At 61.7% G+C, this 18,729-nt stretch carries 19 protein-coding genes; 10 read left to right on the forward strand and 9 right to left on the reverse strand.

Annotated features, from left to right (window positions below):
• Positions 1-48 precede the first annotated feature (48 nt).
• Both SZ64_RS05985 and carA read right to left on the reverse strand, forming a co-directional pair.
• Positions 49-564 (reverse strand): hypothetical protein, encoded by a 516-nt coding sequence (locus SZ64_RS05985; protein WP_156313555.1) that lies wholly within the window; start codon positions 562-564, stop codon positions 49-51.
• Positions 561-1,724, reverse strand: coding sequence for a glutamine-hydrolyzing carbamoyl-phosphate synthase small subunit (gene carA, locus SZ64_RS05990; RefSeq protein WP_054529983.1), 1,164 nt, complete (start codon positions 1,722-1,724; stop codon positions 561-563). The genes SZ64_RS05985 and carA overlap by 4 nt, the downstream gene beginning before the upstream one ends.
• A 157-nt stretch (positions 1,725-1,881) precedes the next feature.
• Between carA and SZ64_RS05995 the strand changes: the two genes are divergently transcribed.
• The 4 genes from SZ64_RS05995 (at position 1,882) to SZ64_RS06010 (ending at position 8,024) form a co-directional block, all read left to right on the forward strand.
• Positions 1,882-2,334 (forward strand): GatB/YqeY domain-containing protein, encoded by a 453-nt coding sequence (locus tag SZ64_RS05995; protein WP_054529984.1) that lies wholly within the window; start codon positions 1,882-1,884, stop codon positions 2,332-2,334.
• 63 nt (positions 2,335-2,397) lie between these two features.
• The gene (gene dnaG / locus SZ64_RS06000) at positions 2,398-4,311 is read left to right on the forward strand and encodes a DNA primase (protein ID WP_054532117.1); all 1,914 of its coding nucleotides are present in this window, start codon (positions 2,398-2,400) and stop codon (positions 4,309-4,311) included.
• 11 nt (positions 4,312-4,322) lie between these two features.
• Positions 4,323-6,329 (forward strand): RNA polymerase sigma factor RpoD, encoded by a 2,007-nt coding sequence (gene rpoD / locus SZ64_RS06005; protein WP_054529985.1) that lies wholly within the window; start codon positions 4,323-4,325, stop codon positions 6,327-6,329.
• A 66-nt stretch (positions 6,330-6,395) separates the two neighbouring features.
• A complete protein-coding gene (locus tag SZ64_RS06010; RefSeq protein WP_054529986.1) occupies positions 6,396-8,024 on the forward strand; it encodes a GMC family oxidoreductase N-terminal domain-containing protein in 1,629 nt (542 codons plus the stop codon).
• On the opposite strand, the gene SZ64_RS06015 is transcribed toward SZ64_RS06010, so the two are convergent.
• A complete protein-coding gene (locus tag SZ64_RS06015) occupies positions 7,981-8,400 on the reverse strand; it encodes a nuclear transport factor 2 family protein (RefSeq protein ID WP_054529987.1) in 420 nt (139 codons plus the stop codon). The genes SZ64_RS06010 and SZ64_RS06015 overlap by 44 nt on opposite strands.
• A gap of 96 nt (positions 8,401-8,496) precedes the next feature.
• Between SZ64_RS06015 and rpiB the strand changes: the two genes are divergently transcribed.
• The 6 genes from rpiB to rpsD all read left to right on the forward strand — a co-directional run bounded on the left by rpiB (position 8,497) and on the right by rpsD (position 12,654).
• Positions 8,497-8,937 (forward strand): ribose 5-phosphate isomerase B, encoded by a 441-nt coding sequence (gene rpiB, locus SZ64_RS06020; protein WP_054529988.1) that lies wholly within the window; start codon positions 8,497-8,499, stop codon positions 8,935-8,937.
• A 5-nt stretch (positions 8,938-8,942) separates the two neighbouring features.
• Positions 8,943-10,253, forward strand: a complete 1,311-nt coding sequence (glyA, locus tag SZ64_RS06025; protein WP_054529989.1) for a serine hydroxymethyltransferase — start codon at positions 8,943-8,945, stop codon at positions 10,251-10,253.
• Positions 10,254-10,264: 11 nt separating this feature from the next.
• A complete protein-coding gene (gene nrdR / locus SZ64_RS06030; protein ID WP_054529990.1) occupies positions 10,265-10,741 on the forward strand; it encodes a transcriptional regulator NrdR in 477 nt (158 codons plus the stop codon).
• Positions 10,731-11,465, forward strand: coding sequence for an RNA methyltransferase (locus tag SZ64_RS06035; protein ID WP_054529991.1), 735 nt, complete (start codon positions 10,731-10,733; stop codon positions 11,463-11,465). The genes nrdR and SZ64_RS06035 overlap by 11 nt, the downstream gene beginning before the upstream one ends.
• 95 nt (positions 11,466-11,560) lie before the next feature.
• Positions 11,561-11,839, forward strand: a complete 279-nt coding sequence (locus SZ64_RS06040; protein WP_054529992.1) for a hypothetical protein — start codon at positions 11,561-11,563, stop codon at positions 11,837-11,839.
• Between the two features lie 200 nt (positions 11,840-12,039).
• Positions 12,040-12,654 carry a 30S ribosomal protein S4 gene (rpsD, locus tag SZ64_RS06045; protein WP_054529993.1) on the forward strand — a complete coding sequence of 205 codons (615 nt, stop codon included), beginning with the start codon at positions 12,040-12,042 and terminating at the stop codon, positions 12,652-12,654.
• A 122-nt stretch (positions 12,655-12,776) separates the two neighbouring features.
• Here the strand turns inward: rpsD and SZ64_RS06050 are convergent, their stop codons facing one another.
• The 6 genes from SZ64_RS06050 to SZ64_RS06075 are packed head-to-tail and all read right to left on the reverse strand — an operon-like array spanning position 12,777 to position 18,524.
• On the reverse strand, positions 12,777-14,399 hold the full coding sequence (locus SZ64_RS06050) for an NAD(P)/FAD-dependent oxidoreductase (RefSeq protein WP_054529994.1): 1,623 nt from the start codon (positions 14,397-14,399) through the stop codon (positions 12,777-12,779).
• Complete coding sequence (locus tag SZ64_RS06055; RefSeq protein ID WP_054529995.1) at positions 14,399-14,578, reverse strand: hypothetical protein; 180 nt, start codon at positions 14,576-14,578, stop codon at positions 14,399-14,401. The genes SZ64_RS06050 and SZ64_RS06055 overlap by 1 nt, the downstream gene beginning before the upstream one ends.
• 55 nt (positions 14,579-14,633) lie before the next feature.
• Positions 14,634-15,755 carry a tRNA guanosine(34) transglycosylase Tgt gene (tgt, locus tag SZ64_RS06060; protein ID WP_054529996.1) on the reverse strand — a complete coding sequence of 374 codons (1,122 nt, stop codon included), beginning with the start codon at positions 15,753-15,755 and terminating at the stop codon, positions 14,634-14,636.
• 53 nt (positions 15,756-15,808) lie between these two features.
• On the reverse strand, positions 15,809-16,765 hold the full coding sequence (locus tag SZ64_RS06065) for a DUF481 domain-containing protein (protein WP_054532118.1): 957 nt from the start codon (positions 16,763-16,765) through the stop codon (positions 15,809-15,811).
• Between the two features lie 20 nt (positions 16,766-16,785).
• On the reverse strand, positions 16,786-17,577 hold the full coding sequence (locus SZ64_RS06070) for an ABC transporter permease (RefSeq protein ID WP_054529997.1): 792 nt from the start codon (positions 17,575-17,577) through the stop codon (positions 16,786-16,788).
• Complete coding sequence (locus tag SZ64_RS06075) at positions 17,574-18,524, reverse strand: ABC transporter ATP-binding protein (RefSeq protein WP_241772992.1); 951 nt, start codon at positions 18,522-18,524, stop codon at positions 17,574-17,576. The genes SZ64_RS06070 and SZ64_RS06075 overlap by 4 nt, the downstream gene beginning before the upstream one ends.
• Between the last annotated feature and the right edge of the window lie 205 nt (positions 18,525-18,729).

Here is an 18,729-nt window from a genome sequence, read left to right on the forward strand (position 1 = left end):
GACTGCGGGCGATCAGCGCGCCCGAAGCCCACTTGCAGGAAATAGACTTCAGCGCTGGCCACAGGCCACCTCTGACGTTTCCGCAAAAATCTCTATGTAATCTTCATCATAGGTGTCGAGTTGTGCGTCCACACCGGAAAACCTCGTCGATTTCGCGACCGAGGCAACCATGACATCCTTGTTGAACTTGTCGTCATCCTTGAGTGAAGCGAGGAAGCGCCTGAATTCGGCTTCGTTATTCACGTCGACCGCGCGCAGCAACAGATCCCCGTCGATCGGGAGCAGAGCGTCCTTGCCGCCCGCGTAGGCACTTGCCGCCTGCCTCGCCAAGGCAAGCATCCCATCATTATATTCGACGTCTTCGAACACTGCGCCGATAAAATAGCGATCCAAACTCGAGCAGGCCGGAGTGTTATACCCCGCCTTCGCAGCGTGCAGTTCCGTCGGGATTACGGGAAGCAGGCTCTCAAGCTCCCGCGCCGCAGCAGCGCCCGGAATGGCAACTGCCCCGAGGCAGGTTGCCATAATTGCCCAAAGAGCCGTTTTCACGCGAAAACTCTTCACCCCAACATCCCCACGAATTTCTCGAACAGGTAGAAGCTGTCCTGCGGGCCCGGCGAGGCTTCGGGGTGATATTGCACACCGAACGCCTTCTTGCCCTTGATCGCAATGCCGCAATTGGAGCCGTCGAACAGCGAGACGTGGGTTTCCTCCACGCTCGCCGGCAGGCTCGTGTTGTCGACCGCGAAACCGTGATTCATGCTGGTGATTTCCACCACGTCATCTGCCAGGCGCTTCACCGGATGGTTCGCGCCGCGATGGCCCTGATGCATCTTGGAAGTCTTCGCCCCGGCCGCAAGGCCAAGCATCTGATGGCCGAGGCAGATGCCGAAGATCGGCACATCACGCTCCAGCAGCCCCCTGATCACCGGCACGGCATAGGTGCCGGTCGCCGCCGGATCGCCCGGCCCGTTGGACAGGAACACGCCTGCAGGCTTGTGTGCCAGCACCTCATCCAGCGAAGTCTGCGCGGGAAGCACCGTCACATGGGCGCCAGCCTTCACCAGATTGCGGAAGATGTTGTCCTTCGCGCCGAAATCCAGCGCAACGACATGTGGGCGAGTGCCATCGGGTTCGGCAGCATAGCCCGAACCGAGCGACCATGCGCCGCCCTTCCATTCTTCCTCGCCCTGGCGGCTCACCACCTTGGCCAGATCCATCCCTTCAAGGCCCGGCCATTCCTGTGCCTGCTTCAGCAGCGCAGGAACGTCGAACTTGCCCGAAGTTTCATGCGCAATCACGGCATTGGGTGCGCCCTGCAGGCGAATTCGGCGGGTCAACGCGCGAGTATCGATACCGGCGAGACCGATCTTGCCCTGCGCGGCCAGCCAGTCGCCATATTTGCCGGTGGAACGGAAATTGGACGGCTCGGTCACGTCTTCGCGCACGATGCAGCCCACCGCGCCCTGGACATGCGATTCGACGTCTTCGTCATTCGCGCCGACATTGCCGATATGCGGGAAAGTGAAGGTCACGATCTGCCCGGCATAGGAGGGATCGGTCATCACTTCCTGATAGCCGGTCATCGCGGTGTTGAAGCACACTTCGCCTACTGCGCTGCCAGTGGCGCCGAAGCCCTTGCCCCACAGGACAGTGCCGTCCGCAAGAACGAGGACTCCGGTTGCGCCTTTAGGTTGCGCAGCAGAAGGTGCGGGGTCGGCCATGGGGCGCTCCGTTATAAGTTGTTGTCGGCGATGTCGCTAAGGCTCGGCGGCTAGACCTGCATTCCCGCCGCGTCAACCTGCTGCATGTGCGAATGTTGCATTCCATGCGACACTCCCCCATCTGGGGCGCGAAACATCCACAGGAAAGTAATACAAAATGCTCCGCGATACGATCAAATCCGCTCAGGTTTCCGCGATGAAGGGCGGCGACAAGCCTCGCCTTGCCGCCGTTCGCCTGATCCTGGCCAAGATCAAGGACCGCGATATCGAGCTGCGCACCGGCACTGCACCGGAAAATGACGATGTGCTGGTGATCGACGTTCTGCAGAAGATGGCCAAGCAGCGCCGCGAATCGATCACGCTCTACGAACAGGGCGGCCGCACCGAGCTTGCCGAGCAGGAAAAGGGCGAGTTGGCGGTAATCGAGGAATTCCTGCCCGCCCAGATGTCGGAAGAGGATACGAAGGCGGCAATCGCCGCGATCAAGGCCGAACTCGGTGCAGAAAGCATCAAGGACATGGGCAAGGTGATGGCCACGCTGAAAGAGCGCCACGGCACCGAGATCGATATGTCCAAGGCCAGCGGGCTGGTGAAGGCCAGCTTCGGCTGATCCCCCGAATTAAGCGCCCCCGCCCTCGACTCGGGCGGGGTGCAGGGGCACATTCCCCCCACCATGCTCAGTCCCCAATGGCTTGATGAATTGCGGCAACGCATCACGCTTTCGAGCGTGATTTCGCGCACCACCAAGCTGCAGCGGGCCGGACGCGAATGGAAGGCGTGCTGCCCTTTCCATAATGAGAAGTCGCCCAGCTTCACCGTCAATGACGAGAAGGGCTTTTACCACTGCTTCGGCTGTGGTGCGCATGGCGATGCCATTCGCTGGATGACCGACCAGCGCGGCCTCTCCTTCATGGATGCCGTGAAGGAATTGGCATCCGAGGCAGGCATGGAAGTGCCCGCACCTGATCCGCGCGCCGCGCGCCAGGCTGAACAGCGTGCCGGGCTGCATGACGTCACCGCCGCCGCGCAGGAATGGTTTAAAAACAATCTATTGTCGCCTGAAGGCACGAAAGCTCGCGAATATCTGAAGGGGCGCGGTTTCGATGCCCATACGATCGAGCGTTTCGGCTTCGGATATGCCCCGGAAGGCCGCCAGGCGCTCAAGACTGCAATGGGGGACAAGTTCCCGGAGGCCATGCTGATCGAGTCCGGCATGCGGATCGCAGTCGAAGGCAAGGAACCTTACGACCGCTTCCGTGGCCGCCTAACCCTTCCGATTGAAGATACGCGCGGGCGAGTGATCGGTTTTGGCGGCCGCATCCTCGAAGCGGCGAAAACAGACGCACCCAAATATCTGAATTCACCGGATACTCCTCTCTTCGACAAGGGGCGTACGCTCTATAATCTGCATCGCGCCGGACCTGCTTCACGCCAATCGCACCGCATCGTGGTGGTCGAAGGCTATATGGATGTCATCGCTCTCGCGGCGGCAGGAATCGCAGACGCCGTTGCTCCGATGGGTACGGCGCTGACCGAACAACAGATCGGCCTGCTCTGGCGCCTAGTCGATGTTCCCATCCTGTGTTTCGACGGCGATGCGGCAGGCCAGCGCGCCGCCATGCGTGCGATTTCCCGCGCCCTGCCCTTGCTCCATCCGGGTCATTCGCTCAGCATCGTACGCCTTCCGACCGGACTGGATCCTGACGATCTGATCAAGCAACAGGGCGCGGCGGCGATGGAAAAGCTGCTCGCCAATCCGCAAACCTTGCTGTATACGATCTGGGAGCATGAGCGCGATGCTCGCCCGCTCCGCACGCCGGAAGACAAGGCCGGGCTGCGTGCGCGCCTGATCGAACATGTCGAACTGATCGCGGACAAGGACATCAAGTCCCTCTATCGCCGTGAGTTGCTTGACCGCTTCTACGCCTTCGCCTTCCCCAAGCGCGAATTTACGCCCCAACGCTCCAATAGCGGAGATGCTGGCAGGCGTGGGCAATTCCCGGGCAAACAGGTACGCCCCGCCCTGTCGGACACCGCACGCACGCAGTTGCAGTCCTTCGTTTCCGGCGGCGCGCGTGACCGGCTGGCGCAGGCCGTGATTGCCGGACTTGCACGCCATCCGGGCGAGATTGCCCGCCATGCGGAAGCACTCGGCAGGCTGACTCCGGACGACATGCGTTTTGCCGCGGCAATCGATAGTTTGCTAGATATTGCCGACACGCTTGAAATAGGCGGGCAAATGCCCATATCGGCGCAAGGAGACTTCGCTCCGCCGCCGGATAAAACTCGCTTTTCCTTCCTGATGGAAGGTTCCGATCCGCAAGGCGCGCGCGAAGACCTGGCCGAAGCGGTGTCTTTGCTGGTCGAAAGGCCGGCACTTGAGGCCGCGCTCGTTGACGCAACTCGACGCTTCGAACAGACCTTCGAACAGGAGGCTTTCGAGGAGCAGCAGCGCCTGCTCAAACGAAAGCTGGAATTTGAGCGGCGACTCGGGCAAATGGCCAGCAAACGCGCCGGACAATCGGTAACGGAAACCGCTCCCGCCGAGCCTCATGCTGAGGCACGGGAGAGCAGGCAACAGGACTAGAAGCGACACATATGTCCGATAAAAAAGACGATGATGCCCCGCTGATCGACCTCAACGAAGCTTCGATCAAGAAGCTCATCGCGAAGGCGAAGCGCCGCGGCTACATCACTTATGACGAACTGAACGAGGCTCTGCCGCAGGACGAACTGTCCTCCGAGCAGATCGAGGACGTGATGTCCGCTATCTCGGAAATGGGCGTCAATATCGTCGAGAGTGATGAAGACGCGGAAGGCCAGGAAGAAGACAATAACGTCGACGAGGTAAACTCGCCTGACGAGGCCGACGAAGGCCGCAATGTTCCCGAAGCCCCACGCAAGGCCGGCACCGGCGAGCGCACCGATGACCCGGTGCGCATGTATCTGCGCGAAATGGGCGCGGTGGAACTGCTCAGCCGCGAAGGTGAAATCGCCATCGCCAAACGCATCGAAGCCGGCCGCGACACGATGATCCTGGGCCTTTGCGAAAGCCCGATCACCTTCCACGCCATTATCCAGTGGTCCGAAGCGCTCAATAATGGCGAGATGCAGCTGCGCGAGATCCTTGATCTCGACGCCATGCTCTCCAAGGAGCCTCCGGTCGAGCGCATGGAGGAAGAAGGCGACGACGACGGCGAAATCAGCGAGGAAACTGCTGGTCCTTCCTACAAGGAAGACGACGAGGTCGAGGAAGAGGAAGAGGCCGATTCCGACGAGGACGGCGAAGACGGCGAAGGCCGTTCGCGCCGCCGCGAAGAAGAGGACGAGGAAGACAACACCCTCTCCCTCGCCCAGATGGAAGCTGCGCTGAAGCCAGAGGCCCTGGAACGCTTCGCCCGCATCGCCGACCTGTTCAAGAAGTTCGAGAAGATCCAGGCGGAGCGCGTCGACGCGCTCGGTCGTGGCGAGGACTTCCCCGCCGCGAAGGAAAAGAAATACGAACAGCTGCGCGAAGACCTCACTGCCGAGGTGGAGAGCGTGCAGTTCCACGCGACCAAGATCGAATATCTGGTCGACAATCTCTACGCCTTCAATCGGCGCCTCACCGCGCTGGGCGGCCAGATGCTGCGCCTTGCGGAACGCCACAAGGTGAAGCGCGGCGACTTCCTGGAAGCCTATGTCGGCAACGAGCTGGACGATGCCTGGCTCGCCGCCATGGCGAAAAAGGACAAGAAGTGGGCGGCCTTCGCGGAGAAGGAAGCCGAGGGCGTGGAACGTATCCGTGCCGAAATTTCGGACATTGCGGCCGCGACCGGCATGAGCCTGAACGAGTTCCGCCGCATCGTGAATATGGTGCAGAAGGGCGAACGCGAAGCGCGCATCGCGAAGAAGGAGATGGTGGAAGCCAATCTCCGCCTCGTGATCTCCATAGCCAAGAAGTACACCAATCGCGGCCTGCAATTCCTCGACCTGATTCAGGAAGGAAACATCGGCCTGATGAAGGCGGTGGACAAGTTCGAGTATCGCCGCGGCTACAAGTTCAGCACCTATGCGACCTGGTGGATTCGTCAGGCGATCACCCGTTCGATCGCCGATCAGGCCCGCACGATCCGTATTCCGGTCCATATGATCGAGACGATCAACAAGCTGGTCCGCACGAGCCGCCAGTTCCTGCACGAGCAGGGCCGCGAGCCGACGCCGGAGGAAATGGCCGAGCGCCTTTCCATGCCGCTCGAAAAGGTCCGCAAGGTGATGAAGATCGCCAAGGAGCCGATCTCCCTCGAAACGCCCATCGGCGACGAGGAGGATTCGCACCTCGGCGATTTCATCGAGGACAAGAACGCGATCATCCCGGTGGATGCAGCTATCCAGTCCAACCTCAAGGAAACGGTCACCCGCGTGCTGGCCAGCCTCACCCCGCGTGAGGAACGCGTGCTGCGCATGCGTTTCGGCATCGGCATGAACACCGATCACACGCTGGAAGAAGTAGGCCAGCAGTTCTCGGTTACCCGCGAACGTATCCGCCAGATCGAGGCAAAGGCGCTGAGGAAACTCAAGCACCCGAGCCGTTCGAGGAAGATGCGCAGCTTCCTGGATCAGTAAGAGGAAAGGCCCCGCTTCGGCGGGGTTTTTCTTGTCTGCCACCCATCCCGCAGGCAGGATGCGCCGATGGGGAGAGGTTTTGACTACATCGTTATCGGTGCGGGGTCTTCCGGCGCGGTCATTGCCGCACGGCTGAGCGAAGATCCGGCGATTTCCGTGCTTCTTCTGGAAGCTGGCGGACCGAACCGGCATCCATTGCAGATCATGCCGCTCGCGTTTCCGCGCGTTGCGCTAGGCAGGATCGGTACCTGGCAGTTCGAATCCGAACCTGAGCCCGCGCTTGGCGGCCGCCGCCTCGGCATACCGCGCGGGAGGACTCTGGGCGGCACTTCATCCATCAACGCCATGATCGCGGTGCGCGGCAATCGCCGCGACTATGACGACTGGGCCGCACAGGGCCTTGTCGGGTGGAGCTTTTCCGAAGTTCTGCCTTATTTCCGCAAGCTGGAGAGCCACTGGCGCGGGGAAACCGCGTGGCATGGCGGCTCCGGCCCGGTCGGGATCAGCCTGATGGAAGGGCCGGACCTGCTATGGGACGAACACCGCGCCGCCGCCGAAGCGGCCGGAATTGGGTGGTGCGACGATCCCAACGGTGCGGAGCAGGATGGCATCAGCCACATGGAATCCACCGTGGCGGGCGGACGCCGGGCGAGCACTGCCCGCGCCTATCTGCGCCCGGCAATAGGGCGGCCCAACCTCACTATCACCACTGGCGCTCTGGTGACACGCATTGTCCTGCGTGGCGGACGGGCTGTCGCGGTGGAATATGTCCGGGGCGGACGGCAGGAAACCGCCGAGGCGGCAAGCGAGATCGTCCTGTCAGCCGGGGCCTATGGCTCCCCGCAGATATTAATGCTGTCCGGCATCGGCGCCGCGCACGAACTGCGCGGCCTGGGCATAGACCCGGTCCATGACCTGCCCGCCGTGGGACAGGGCCTGGCCGACCATCCGGTGGTCATCAACGAATGGGACCTGACAGGCGATGCGGGCCTGACCTCTTATCTCCGGCTGGACCGGGCGGCCATCGCCGCCGCGCAGTGGTATGCCGGTGGGAAGGGCCCATTCGGATGGACCGGGACATTGGCCAATATCTTCACTCGCCTTCAGCCCGGCGCAGACCGGCCAGACGTGCAGATGATGTGCCTGCCGCTGAGCGGCGATGCGCGCCTGTGGATGCCGGGCGTGCAGGCCAAGCCGGTCTCGCGCCTTTCGGTCCGCACGGGCTATCTGCCGCTCAAGTCGCGCGGCTGGGTCAGACTGCGCAGCGCCGATCCCCGCGATCCACCGCGCATCTTCCTCAACATGTTTGCCGAACCCGGCGACATGGAAGGCATGATCCAGTCGATCCGACTAACTCGCAATATCTATGAACAGGCGCCGCTCGCCAAGCTGATCGCGCGCGAGAACCTGCCGGGTTCCCGGCGCCAGACCAAGGCTGAACTGGAAGAGTTCGTCCGTGCCACGGCCACTCATCGGGCGCATCCGGCCTGTTCCTGCCGCATGGGCACCGATGACGGGGCAGTGGCAGACGGCGACCTGCGAGTGCGCGGAGTGGACGGTTTGCGGATCGCCGATGCTTCGGTGATGCCCGCCCTACCCCGCGGCAATCCCAATCTCGCCTGCATCATGATCGGCGAGAAGGCGGTCGATCTTATCCTTGGGCGGGAGCCTCCGGCACCCATACCGCTCCCTTGATGAACTGGATCTTCCCTGCCTTGTTCAGAATATAGTGGATGTAGAATTCCACATCGACCGAGACGCCTTCAGGCACCACGCTCATTCCTGAATAGCCCCTCTCGTCCAGCACATCGGCGGACAGATTCTTTATTCCGGTGAAGCGGATCACTACATTCGAGACGAAGCCGTTTCGGCCCGGGAAGAACTCCTTGAAGATCACTTCCTCGCGGCAAAATTCATGGAAGAAGGCGTAGAAGGCCCGGAATGCAGGCTTGCCCTGCACGCGGAAGCCCGCATTCTCCAGCGCGAAATCGTCGGCGAAGAAGGTCTCCAGCGCGTCGTAATCACGTGCGTTGAAGGCGTCGATATAGCGGTGATAATCTTCCTCAGTCATCCATTCCTCCCTTTTTGGCGGAGGTAAAGGCGTTCCACTGGGGAACAAAGCGCTTTTGCGGTGGCACCTTGCGAATCAAATCCCTATGTGCGCGCCATGAAGATAGCCATTGCCTCCGATCATGCAGCGGTCGAGCTCAAGGCAGAGCTTGCAAACTGGCTGCGCGAACAGGGCCATGAGGTGGACGACCTCGGCCCGGAAACGGCCGACCGGGTGGATTATCCCGATTACGGCTACAAGCTGGCGGAAGCCGTTGCATCCGGTGCGTCAGAGCGGGGCATTGCCCTGTGCGGTTCCGGCATCGGCATTTCCATCGCGGTCAACCGCCACCCCAGGCTGCGTTGCGCGCTCGTGTCAGAGCCGCTCTCGGCCTCCCTCGCGCGTGAGCATAATGATGCCAATGCGATTGCGATGGGTGCGCGGCTTACCGGCCCCGATATGGCAAGGGCATGCATCACTGCGTTCCTTGGCACCGATTTCGCTGGCGGCCGCCACGGCCCCCGCGTCGACAAGCTTACCAACCCTCCGCAGGACTGAACTACATGAGCAGCGCCAACGCCGCCACTTCCGAGGCTTTGCAGCACTTCTGGCACGATACGCTGGAACAGTCGGACCCCGAGGTTTTCGCAGCGATCCAGAAGGAACTGGGCCGCCAACGCCACAAGATCGAACTGATCGCGAGCGAGAACATCGCCTCGCCTGCCGTGCTTGAGGCAACCGGCTCGGTCTTCACCAACAAATATGCCGAAGGCTATCCGGGCAAGCGCTATTACGGCGGCTGCGAATATGCCGACATTGTCGAGAACCTGGCGATCGAACGCGCGAAGAAGCTGTTCGGCTGCGAATTCGCGAATGTTCAGCCCAATAGCGGCAGCCAGATGAACCAGGCAGTGTTCCTGGCCCTGCTCGAACCGGGCGATACTTTCATGGGCCTCAGCCTTTCGGCGGGCGGCCACCTCACGCACGGTTCGCCCGTGAATATGAGCGGCAAGTGGTTCAACGTGGTGCCCTATGGCGTGCGACAAGAAGACCAGTTGCTCGACATGGACGAGATCGCCAAGCTGGCGCGCGAGCATAAGCCGAAGCTGATCATCGCCGGGGCCACTGCCTATCCGCGCCACTGGGACTTTGCCCGCTTCCGCGAGATCGCGGATGAAGTGGGCGCTTACCTGCTGGTGGACATGTCGCACTTCTCCGGCCTCGTCGCCGGCGGCGCGCACCCCTCGCCCTTCCCCCACGCCCATGTGGTGACCACCACCACGCACAAGAGCCTGCGCGGCCCGCGTTCGGGCGTGATCCTTACCAATGACGAGGATCTGGCCAAGAAGTTCAACATGGCGGTGTTCCCCGGTATGCAGGGCGGCCCGCTGGTGCATGTGATCGCAGCCAAGGCCGTGGCTTTTCAGGAAGCCCTGCGCCCCGAGTTCAAGGCCTATGCCGCGCGCATCGTGGAAAATGCCAAGGCGCTGGCCTCCAGCCTGCAGGAACAGGGCCTCGACATCGTCTCGGGCGGGACTGACAACCACCTGATGCTGGTCGACCTCACCCGCAAGGATGTTACCGGCAAGGCGGCCGAAAAGGGCCTCGATCGCGCCTGGCTGACTTGCAACAAGAACGCCATTCCGTTCGACCAGCGCTCGCCCTTCGTCACGTCTGGCGTCCGCCTGGGCACCCCTGCCGGCACGACGCGCGGCTTCGGTCCGGAAGAATTCCGCAAGGTCGGTGAACTGATCGCCGAAGTGGTGGATGGCATGCGCAAGAATGGCGAAGATGGAGACGCGCAGGTGGAAGAAAGCGTCCGCCGTCGCGTGACCGAACTATGCGAGGCGTTCCCGGTCTATCCGGGGCGCTGAGGGACTGAGCAATGCGCTGCCCATTTTGCGCACATGACGACAGTCAGGTGAAAGATTCTCGGCCTACCGAGGACAACACGGTGATCCGGCGCCGCCGCCAATGCGAAAGCTGCGGCGCGCGGTTCACTACGTTCGAACGTGTGCAATTGCGTGAAGTCACCGTGGTAAAAAGCGACGACGAACGCGAAGCCTTCGATCGCAGCAAGATTGAGCGTTCGGTCGCCCTGGCCTGCCGCAAGCGCGGGGTCTCGCAGGAGCGGCTTGACCAGCTCGTCTCGGGCATCCAGCGCCAGATCGAAACGCTGGGCGAAGGCGAGATCGCCTCATCGCGCATTGGTGAGATGGTGATGGACGGGCTGCGCCAGCTCGATTCCGTCGCCTATATCCGCTTTGCTTCCGTTTATCGGGACTTTTCCGAAGCGCGCGATTTCGAGGAATTCGCTAGCAGCGTGCGCGATATCGGGAGCCGGGACGGCGATGGAGGCTGAACCGCCGGTCATCGTGCTCGTGCGCCCACAGCTGGGCGAGAATATCGGCAAGGCGGCACGCGCGATGCTCAATTTCGGGCTTGCCGAAATGCGCCTCGTCACGCCGCGTGACGGCTGGCCAAATCCTGCAGCTGGTCCGGCCGCATCGGGTGCGGACGTCGTTCTGGAAGGCGCGAAGGTCTACCCCAGCGTGGCGGAGGCCGTGGCGGACTGCGCGCATGTCTATGCCACCACCGTCCGCAAGCGGGGCGTGACCAAGCCCGTGCTGACGCCTGAAGAGGCCGCGCGCGAGATCGCCACTCAAGCGGGGCGCAGCGCCTATCTGTTCGGACCGGAACGGTCCGGACTGGAAACGGAAGACGTTGCAGTCGCTCGCGCCATCGTCACCGTGCCGATCAATCCCGAATTCGCATCGCTCAACCTTGCTCAGGCCGTGATCCTGTGTGCCTATGAGTGGTCCAAACACCGCAACCTTGCCGTGCCGACCCTGGAAGAACACCTTCCCCCTGCCCCGCAGGAAGAACTGGAGGGGCTGATCGGACATTTCGAGGAACTGCTCGAACCGCAAAACTACTTCTTTCCGGAGAGCCGCGCGGAGGCCACGCGGCTGACCTTGCGGAACGTACTGACCAAGCCAGCATGGAATCATCTTGAAATTCGCACTCTGCGCGGAGTTCTGTCAGCCCTATCGCGCCCGTTGAAGCGGGCGAGGCACGATGGCTGAGACAATCTGATACAAAAAGACTCCAGCGTTTACTTTGACCGTGCTGTTCGATTTGTTATCCTCAGATAAGAAATTTCCACGAACTGGAGAGGATCATGAAAAAGAGCTGTCTGCTCGCATTGCTGGTGCTGACCGCCGCAACGGGGGTTTCGGCCGCTGAAGGCGAAAGCCAGGAAGCGCCGAAGAAGGAAAAGATGATCTGCAGGAAGGACAAGGTTACCGGGTCGCGCACCAAGGTAAACCGCATCTGCATGACCAAGGCCCAATGGGACCAGCAGGCCGCTGCGACCAAGAAGGGGCTCGACGAGATGGGCCGGAACGCTGCAGGCGGTGCCAATTCATCCTTCGATCCTTCGAAGATGGGCGGCGGCTGAGCAAATCCGCCACTGGCATTGACAATTCACTCGCGAGCGGCCATTGGCGCCGCTCACTTCGGGGCCGCTGGCTTTTGTCGGCGGCTTTTCGATTGGCCCCGCACCCCGGTGAAGCGGCGGCCGCGATGGACATGAGGTCTATCGGTGCGTGCCGGGTTCAAAGACAGGCATTGGGCCTGTCCGCAAATTGGAGATGACATATGTCGAAGCGCAAGAGCGCCAAGCATAAGCTTGACCGTCGCATGGGCGAAAACATCTGGGGCCGCCCGAATAGCCCCGTGAACCGCCGTTCCTATGGCCCGGGCCAGCATGGCCAGCGCCGCAAGGGCAAGATGTCCGACTTCGGTCTGCAGCTCCGCGCCAAGCAGAAGCTGAAGGGCTATTACGGCGACGTCACCGAAAAGCAGTTCAAGCGCACCTATCAGGAAGCGTCGCGCATGAAGGGCGATACCGGTCAGAACCTGATCGGCCTGCTCGAACAGCGTCTGGACATGGTCGTCTATCGCGCCAAGTTCGCGCCGACCATCTTCGCTGCCCGCCAACTGGTGAGCCACGGCCACATCCGCGTGAATGGCGTGAAGTGCAACATCGCGTCGCGCCGCGTGACGGTTGGCGATGTGATCAGCCTGGGCAGCAAGGCCAAGGAAATGGCGCTGGTGATCGAAGCTCAGGGCCTGCCCGAGCGCGACATCCCCGACTATGTGTCGGTCGATGGCACCGACAAGGTGACCTTCACCCGCGTTCCGAGCCTGGACGAGGTACCTTACCCCGTCACCATGGAACCGAACTTGGTGGTCGAATTCTACTCGCGCTGATCCTTCCGGGGATTGCGTAGCGAAAGGGCGGTCCTGCGGGGCCGCCCTTTTCGTTTGTGCTCATGCCCCCATGCCTTTCGGGTTGGCGGCCTGTGGTAGACGATGCCCCGAGGTCGCAGAAATCAGGCGGCTACAATGCTCCTCGCCACGGCCTCGGCCACCTTAATCCCGTCAATGGCCGCCGAGAGAATCCCGCCAGCATAGCCCGCGCCTTCGCCTGCGGGGAACAGGCGCTCCGTATTGAGGCTCTGGAAATCCTTGCCGCGCGTGATCCTCACCGGAGAGGATGTGCGGGTTTCCACGCCCGTCATCACCACATCGGGATCATCGTAACGGGCAATCTGGCGCCCGAAGACCGGCAGTGCCTCGCGCATTGCCTCAATGGCGAAAGCGGGCAGGCATTGCGACAGGTCCGTCATGGTGACGCCCGGCTTGTAGGAAGGCTGCACCTGTCCAATCTCGGTCGAAGGCCGCCCGGCCAGGAAATCCCCCACCTTCTGGCCCGGCGCGGCATAGGTCGATCCGCCAGCAACGAAGGCCAGCGATTCCCAATGGCGCTGAAATTCGATGCCCGCCAGCGGACCGCCGGGATAATCGCGTTCCGGCTCGATGCCGACCACCAAGCCTGAATTGGCATTGAATTCGGCACGCGAATACTGGCTCATGCCATTGGTGACCACGCGCCCTTCCTCGGAAGTCGCGGCCACCACGCGCCCGCCCGGACACATGCAGAAACTGTAAACCGAACGGCCATTGGCGCAGTGATGCACCAGACTATAGGCTGCCGCGCCGAGGTCGGGATGGCCCGCGCAATTGCCATAGCGCGCACGGTCGACCCAGCTTTGCGGGTGTTCGATGCGGACGCCGATCGAGAACGGCTTGGCTTCCATATGGACACCCTGCCGATGGAGCATCTCGAAAGTCGGCCGCGCGCTATGGCCGATGGCGAAGACGACATGATCCGCCTCAAGGAAGCTGCCATCCTGCAGGTAAAGCCCGCGCAATTGCCGCCGCGCGTCAGGCAGATGGTCCAGCGCGATGTCGTCCACCCGTGTCTGCCAGCGATATTCGCCGCCCAGTTCCTCGATGGTGCGGCGGATGCTTTCCACCATGGTGACGAGTCGGAAGGTGCCGATATGGGGATGGGCCTCCCACAGAATGTCGTCGGGCGCACCGGCGCGAACGAATTCCTCCAGCACCTTGCGGCCGAGGAAGCGCGGGTCCTTTACCCGGCAATAGAGCTTGCCATCGGAAAAGGTGCCGGCGCCCCCTTCCCCGAACTGGACGTTGGAATCCGGGTTGAATTCGGAGCGCCGCCATAGGCCCCAGGTGTCCTTGGTGCGCTGGCGCACAACCTTGCCGCGATCCAGAATGATCGGGCGGAAACCCATCTGGGCCAGGATCAGGCCCGCAAAAAGCCCGCACGGCCCGGCCCCGATCACCACCGGCCGCTTGCCCGACCAGCCTTCCGGGGCTGTCACAGGCGGGTGGTAGGTCATATCAGGGGTCGGACGGAGGTCCTTGTCGCCCGCGAACCGTTCCAGCACTCCGCCCTCGTCCGCCAGGACGACATCCACAGTATAGACCAGCAGGATGGCGTTGCGTCGCCTTGCATCGTTGCCGCGCCGGAAGATTGTGAACTCCCGCAGATCCTCGCGCTCAATGCCCAATCGCTCGCAGATGGCAGCAGGCAGCGCGTCTGGCTCGTGGTCGAGCGGCAAGGTCAGTCCGGAAAGACGCAACATCAGCGCTTCTTCGCGATATTCAGCCCATCGGCCTTGGCACGCTGCTTCACTGACTCTTCGCTGCGCGTCAGTGCCTTGGCAATCGCCTTAAGGGCCATGCCCTTTTTCGCCAGAGTGTGGAGCTTCTGGATCTCCTCAGAGGTCCAAGCCTGTTTGTGCCGTTCAAATCGTTCCGCCATGCCGCGCCCTTAGCGCATCCGCCCGCGACCGGCGAGTGCTTCGTCCAGAACCTGATCAGCGCAAATAATCACGGCGGAAGTCGGCGGCGAAGGCAGCAAAGCGCCCCTGCCCGATTGCATCGCGCATGGCCTGCATCAATTGCTGGTAGAAGGAGAGATTATGCTCCGTCATCAACATGGCGCCCAGAATCTCGCCTGCCTTGATCAGGTGGTGGAGATAGGCGCGGCTATAGGTGCCACAGGTCGGGCAAGTGCAGCGTTCATCCAGCGGGGCGGCATCTTCCGCATATTTGGCGTTGCGCAAATTGAGGGGGCCGTTCCAGGTGAAGGCCTGTCCGTTGCGGCCCGACCGGGTGGGAAGCACGCAATCGAACATGTCTACCCCGCGCTCCACCGCACCGACCAGATCGTCGGGTTTGCCGACGCCCATCAAATAGCGCGGGCGGTCCGCAGGAAGCTGGCCCGGTGCGAAATCAAGCGTAGCGAACATCGCCTCTTGCCCCTCACCCACCGCGAGGCCACCGATCGCATAGCCGTCGAAACCAATTTCCGTCAGTGCCTCGGCGCTTTGGCGACGGAGGTCTTCGTCCAGCGCGCCCTGCTGGATGCCGAACAGGGCTGAGCGGGCAGCGTGATCTTCCCCGCTGTCGAACCCTTCCCGGCTGCGCTTGGCCCAGCGCATGGACATTTCCATGCTGCGGGCGATCACGTCACGCGACTGATCCGCGCGCGGACATTCGTCGAAGGCCATCACGATGTCCGAGCCCAGCAGGCGCTGGATTTCCATCGAGCGTTCGGGCGTGAGCATATGCTTCGAACCGTCAAGATGGCTGCGGAAGCTGACGCCTTCTTCGGTAATCTTGCGCAGGTCGGAAAGGCTCATCACCTGATAACCGCCGCTGTCGGTAAGGATCGGGCGATGCCAGTTCATGAACTTGTGAAGCCCGCCCAGCTTCGCCACCCGCTCAGCCGAAGGGCGCAACATCAGATGATAGGTATTGCCCAGGATGATGTCGGCGCCGGTCTTGCGCACATCCTCAGGCTTCATGGCCTTGACGCTGGCAGCTGTGCCCACCGGCATGAAGGCGGGCGTGCGGATTTCGCCGCGCAGCATGTTGATGCGGCCGGTACGCGCCTTGCCGTCAGTTGCGTCGATAGTGAAAGAGAAGCGGGTCATAGCTCCCCCTTGCCGCCGCCCTCGCCCGAAGTCGAGAGGGCTGTGCGGCCGGATCAGAAGCCGTAGAGCAGAGTGAAACGCGAAAGCGTATCCGTGCTGACGGAATCCGTCGGCGGATTGCTGTTGTAATCGAGATTGAATGACAGCCGCGTCGAAAGGCGTCTGCTGATCTTTGCCTCCAGCCCGGTGACCAGATTAATGGTGGTATTGGCGGAATCGACGATCACGGTCGCTTCACTGCCAGTTTCGGCCACCATATTGGTATCTTGCGTCAGCTTCAGGCGATCGGTTATCCGCCAGTCGAAATTCATGCCGGCCAGAACGGCTAGCCTGCTTTCTCCCGACCCATCGAGATATTCAGTATGGCGGAAGGCAGGGCCGAGCTTGGTTGCCAGCGTTACGCCATCGCCATCGAGCACGGTATAGCCCAGCCCGCCAGATGCGGCATAACGACCGGCGAAACCCTGAAATCGGTCTTGCTCATATTGGGTCAGGCCATAGGCGAACAGGCCGTCGTTGATCTGGTATCGCGGCTCATAGGACAGGAAATAGCGCTCGCGCGTGGTGGCGCCGTTGGAGCGCTGATAGTCCAGCGTGCCGCGCAGCTTGTGGCTCCATTCAATGCCCTTGCGCTTCAGTTCAATACCCAAGGTGACGCCGGTATTGTCACTATTGCCCGAAGCAAAGGATGCGCCCACTTCACCGCTGCCCGACCAGTTCTCGAACAGGCCGGCGGACCGGATGCGAGCCTCTTTCTCGCGTGCTTTCGCCTGCGCCAGTTCGTGCTGCTTGTGGGCAAATCCGGCCTTGATCGCATCCAGTTCCGCCGCATCATCGGGATTGGTCGCCTTTGCGATCTCGATGACGGTTGCGACCTTTGCCGCATCGCCGGTCGCGATGGCGGCATCCACCATCGCCCGCACCGGCTGCGGAATATCCGCCAGAGCAGGTGCCGGGCTTACAATGCAAAGCGCCGCTAACAGGCGGAAATATCGGGCCGAAAAAACCATGATGGACGAGGCATAGCGCCTCAGTCGCGCAGGCGCCACCCAGTGCGATAGATGATTGCGATGGTTCCTATGCAAAGTGCGAGGAACGCCATCGTCATGCCCAGCGAGACCCAGATTCCCACATCCGAATGGCCGGTGAAGGTCCAGCGCAACCCGTTCACCAGATAGACGATCGGGTTGACCAGCGCGATGGTGCGCCACGGTTCGCCCAGCATCTCGATCGAATAGAAGGTGCCGCCAAGGAAGGTCAGCGGAGTGAGAAACAACACCGGCACGATCTGCAACCGTTCCCACCCGTCGGCCCAGATGCCGAGGATGAAACCGAACAGCGAGAAGGATGCCGAAATCAGCAGGATATAGCCCAGCGCAAAAATCGGATGGGCGATCTGGTAATCGACGAAGACGGTCGCGGTCACCAGAATGATCGCAGCCAGGATAAGCGACTTCACCGCCGCAGCCCCGACAAAACCGATCAGCGTTTCGACGAAACCGACCGGAGCGGAAAGCAGCTCGTAAATCGCGCCAGTGAAGCGCGGCATATAGATGCCGAAGCTGGCGTTATTCGTGCTTTCGCTCAGCAGGGTAAGCATCAGCAGGCCGGGGACAATGAAAGCGCCGTAGGATACGCCGTTCACTTCATTGATCCGCGATCCGATCGCGGCACCAAAGACGATGAAATAGAGCGACGTCGTCAGCACAGGGGAGAAGATCGAGCCGATCCACGTACGGAAGGCACGCATCAACTCGTTGTTGAAGATCGCCCATGCCCCGCGCCAGTTAAGGATGGGGGCGCTGCCCGAATGCGCGCTCATTGGCCGGTCCCTTCCTGCTTACGCTCCACCAGATCGACAAAAATGTCTTCCAGCGATGATTCATGAATGTCGAGCGCGGTGTAGACGATGCCTTGCGCCACCAAGGCGCGGGTAAGATCCGCCACTTCGCGCTTGCCCTGCCCAGTACCGTCACCGCCGCGATAGATTATCGACTTACGGTCTTCCGCAAGATGCAGCGGGAACTCTGCCAGCGCGGAAGGAATTTCGGGCAGCGGCTCGTCCAGGCTGAACACAGCCTCGGTCCGGCCCATGCGCGCCATGAGCGTGGCGGTATCTTCCACCAGCAGGATGCGCCCCTTGTTGATCACCCCTACCCGATCAGCCATTTCCTCGGCCTCTTCGATATAGTGAGTGGTCAGGATGATGGTCGTCCCCCGTTCGCGCAACGCGCCGATCTGCTTCCACATGTCGCGCCGCAGTTCGACATCGACACCCGCAGTCGGCTCGTCGAGGAACAACAGATCGGGATCATGCGCCAGCGCCTTGGCGATCAACACACGGCGCTTCATCCCGCCCGAAAGCGCCCGGATTTGCGCATCGCGCTTGTCCCACAGGCTCAGCGAGCGCAGCACTTCCTCGATCCGATCCGGATTGGGCGGCAGGCCGAAGAGGCCTCGCGAAAAGCCGACCGTACGGCTGACCTTCTCAAACATGTCGGTTGCCAGTTCCTGCGGCACCAGCCCGATCCGCGCACGAGCCGAGCGCCAGTTGCGCAACAGGTCCGTGCCGAATGCCGTGATCGAGCCACCTGTGGGCCGCACAAGTCCGCAGACTGAGCCGATCAGCGTGGTCTTGCCCGCGCCATTAGGCCCCAGAAGCGCAAAAATCTCGCCCCTGCGGATTTGAAGATCGACGCCGTCCAGCGCCTTGAGCCCGCCCTTATAGGTCTTGGAAAGGCCCTGAATGTCTAGAATCGTATCAGTCACCGGCGAGAGATTGGCGTCCCATGGCCGCATTGCAAGAACCCGAAGCAAAGAATGCGATGCAGTCGCAAATCTGCCTCAGGATCGTCGCTGAAACCCGGTGCTAACCATTCGAACGAAGCGGCTGCGCACTCTCCAACGGTCAGAATTTACGTTGGCAGCCCGGCTGTTAATGCAAATTTTAATTGTCTGTAGAATTATGTTCGAC

The organism is Erythrobacter sp. SG61-1L, assembly GCF_001305965.1.
Lineage (GTDB): Bacteria > Pseudomonadota > Alphaproteobacteria > Sphingomonadales > Sphingomonadaceae > Andeanibacterium.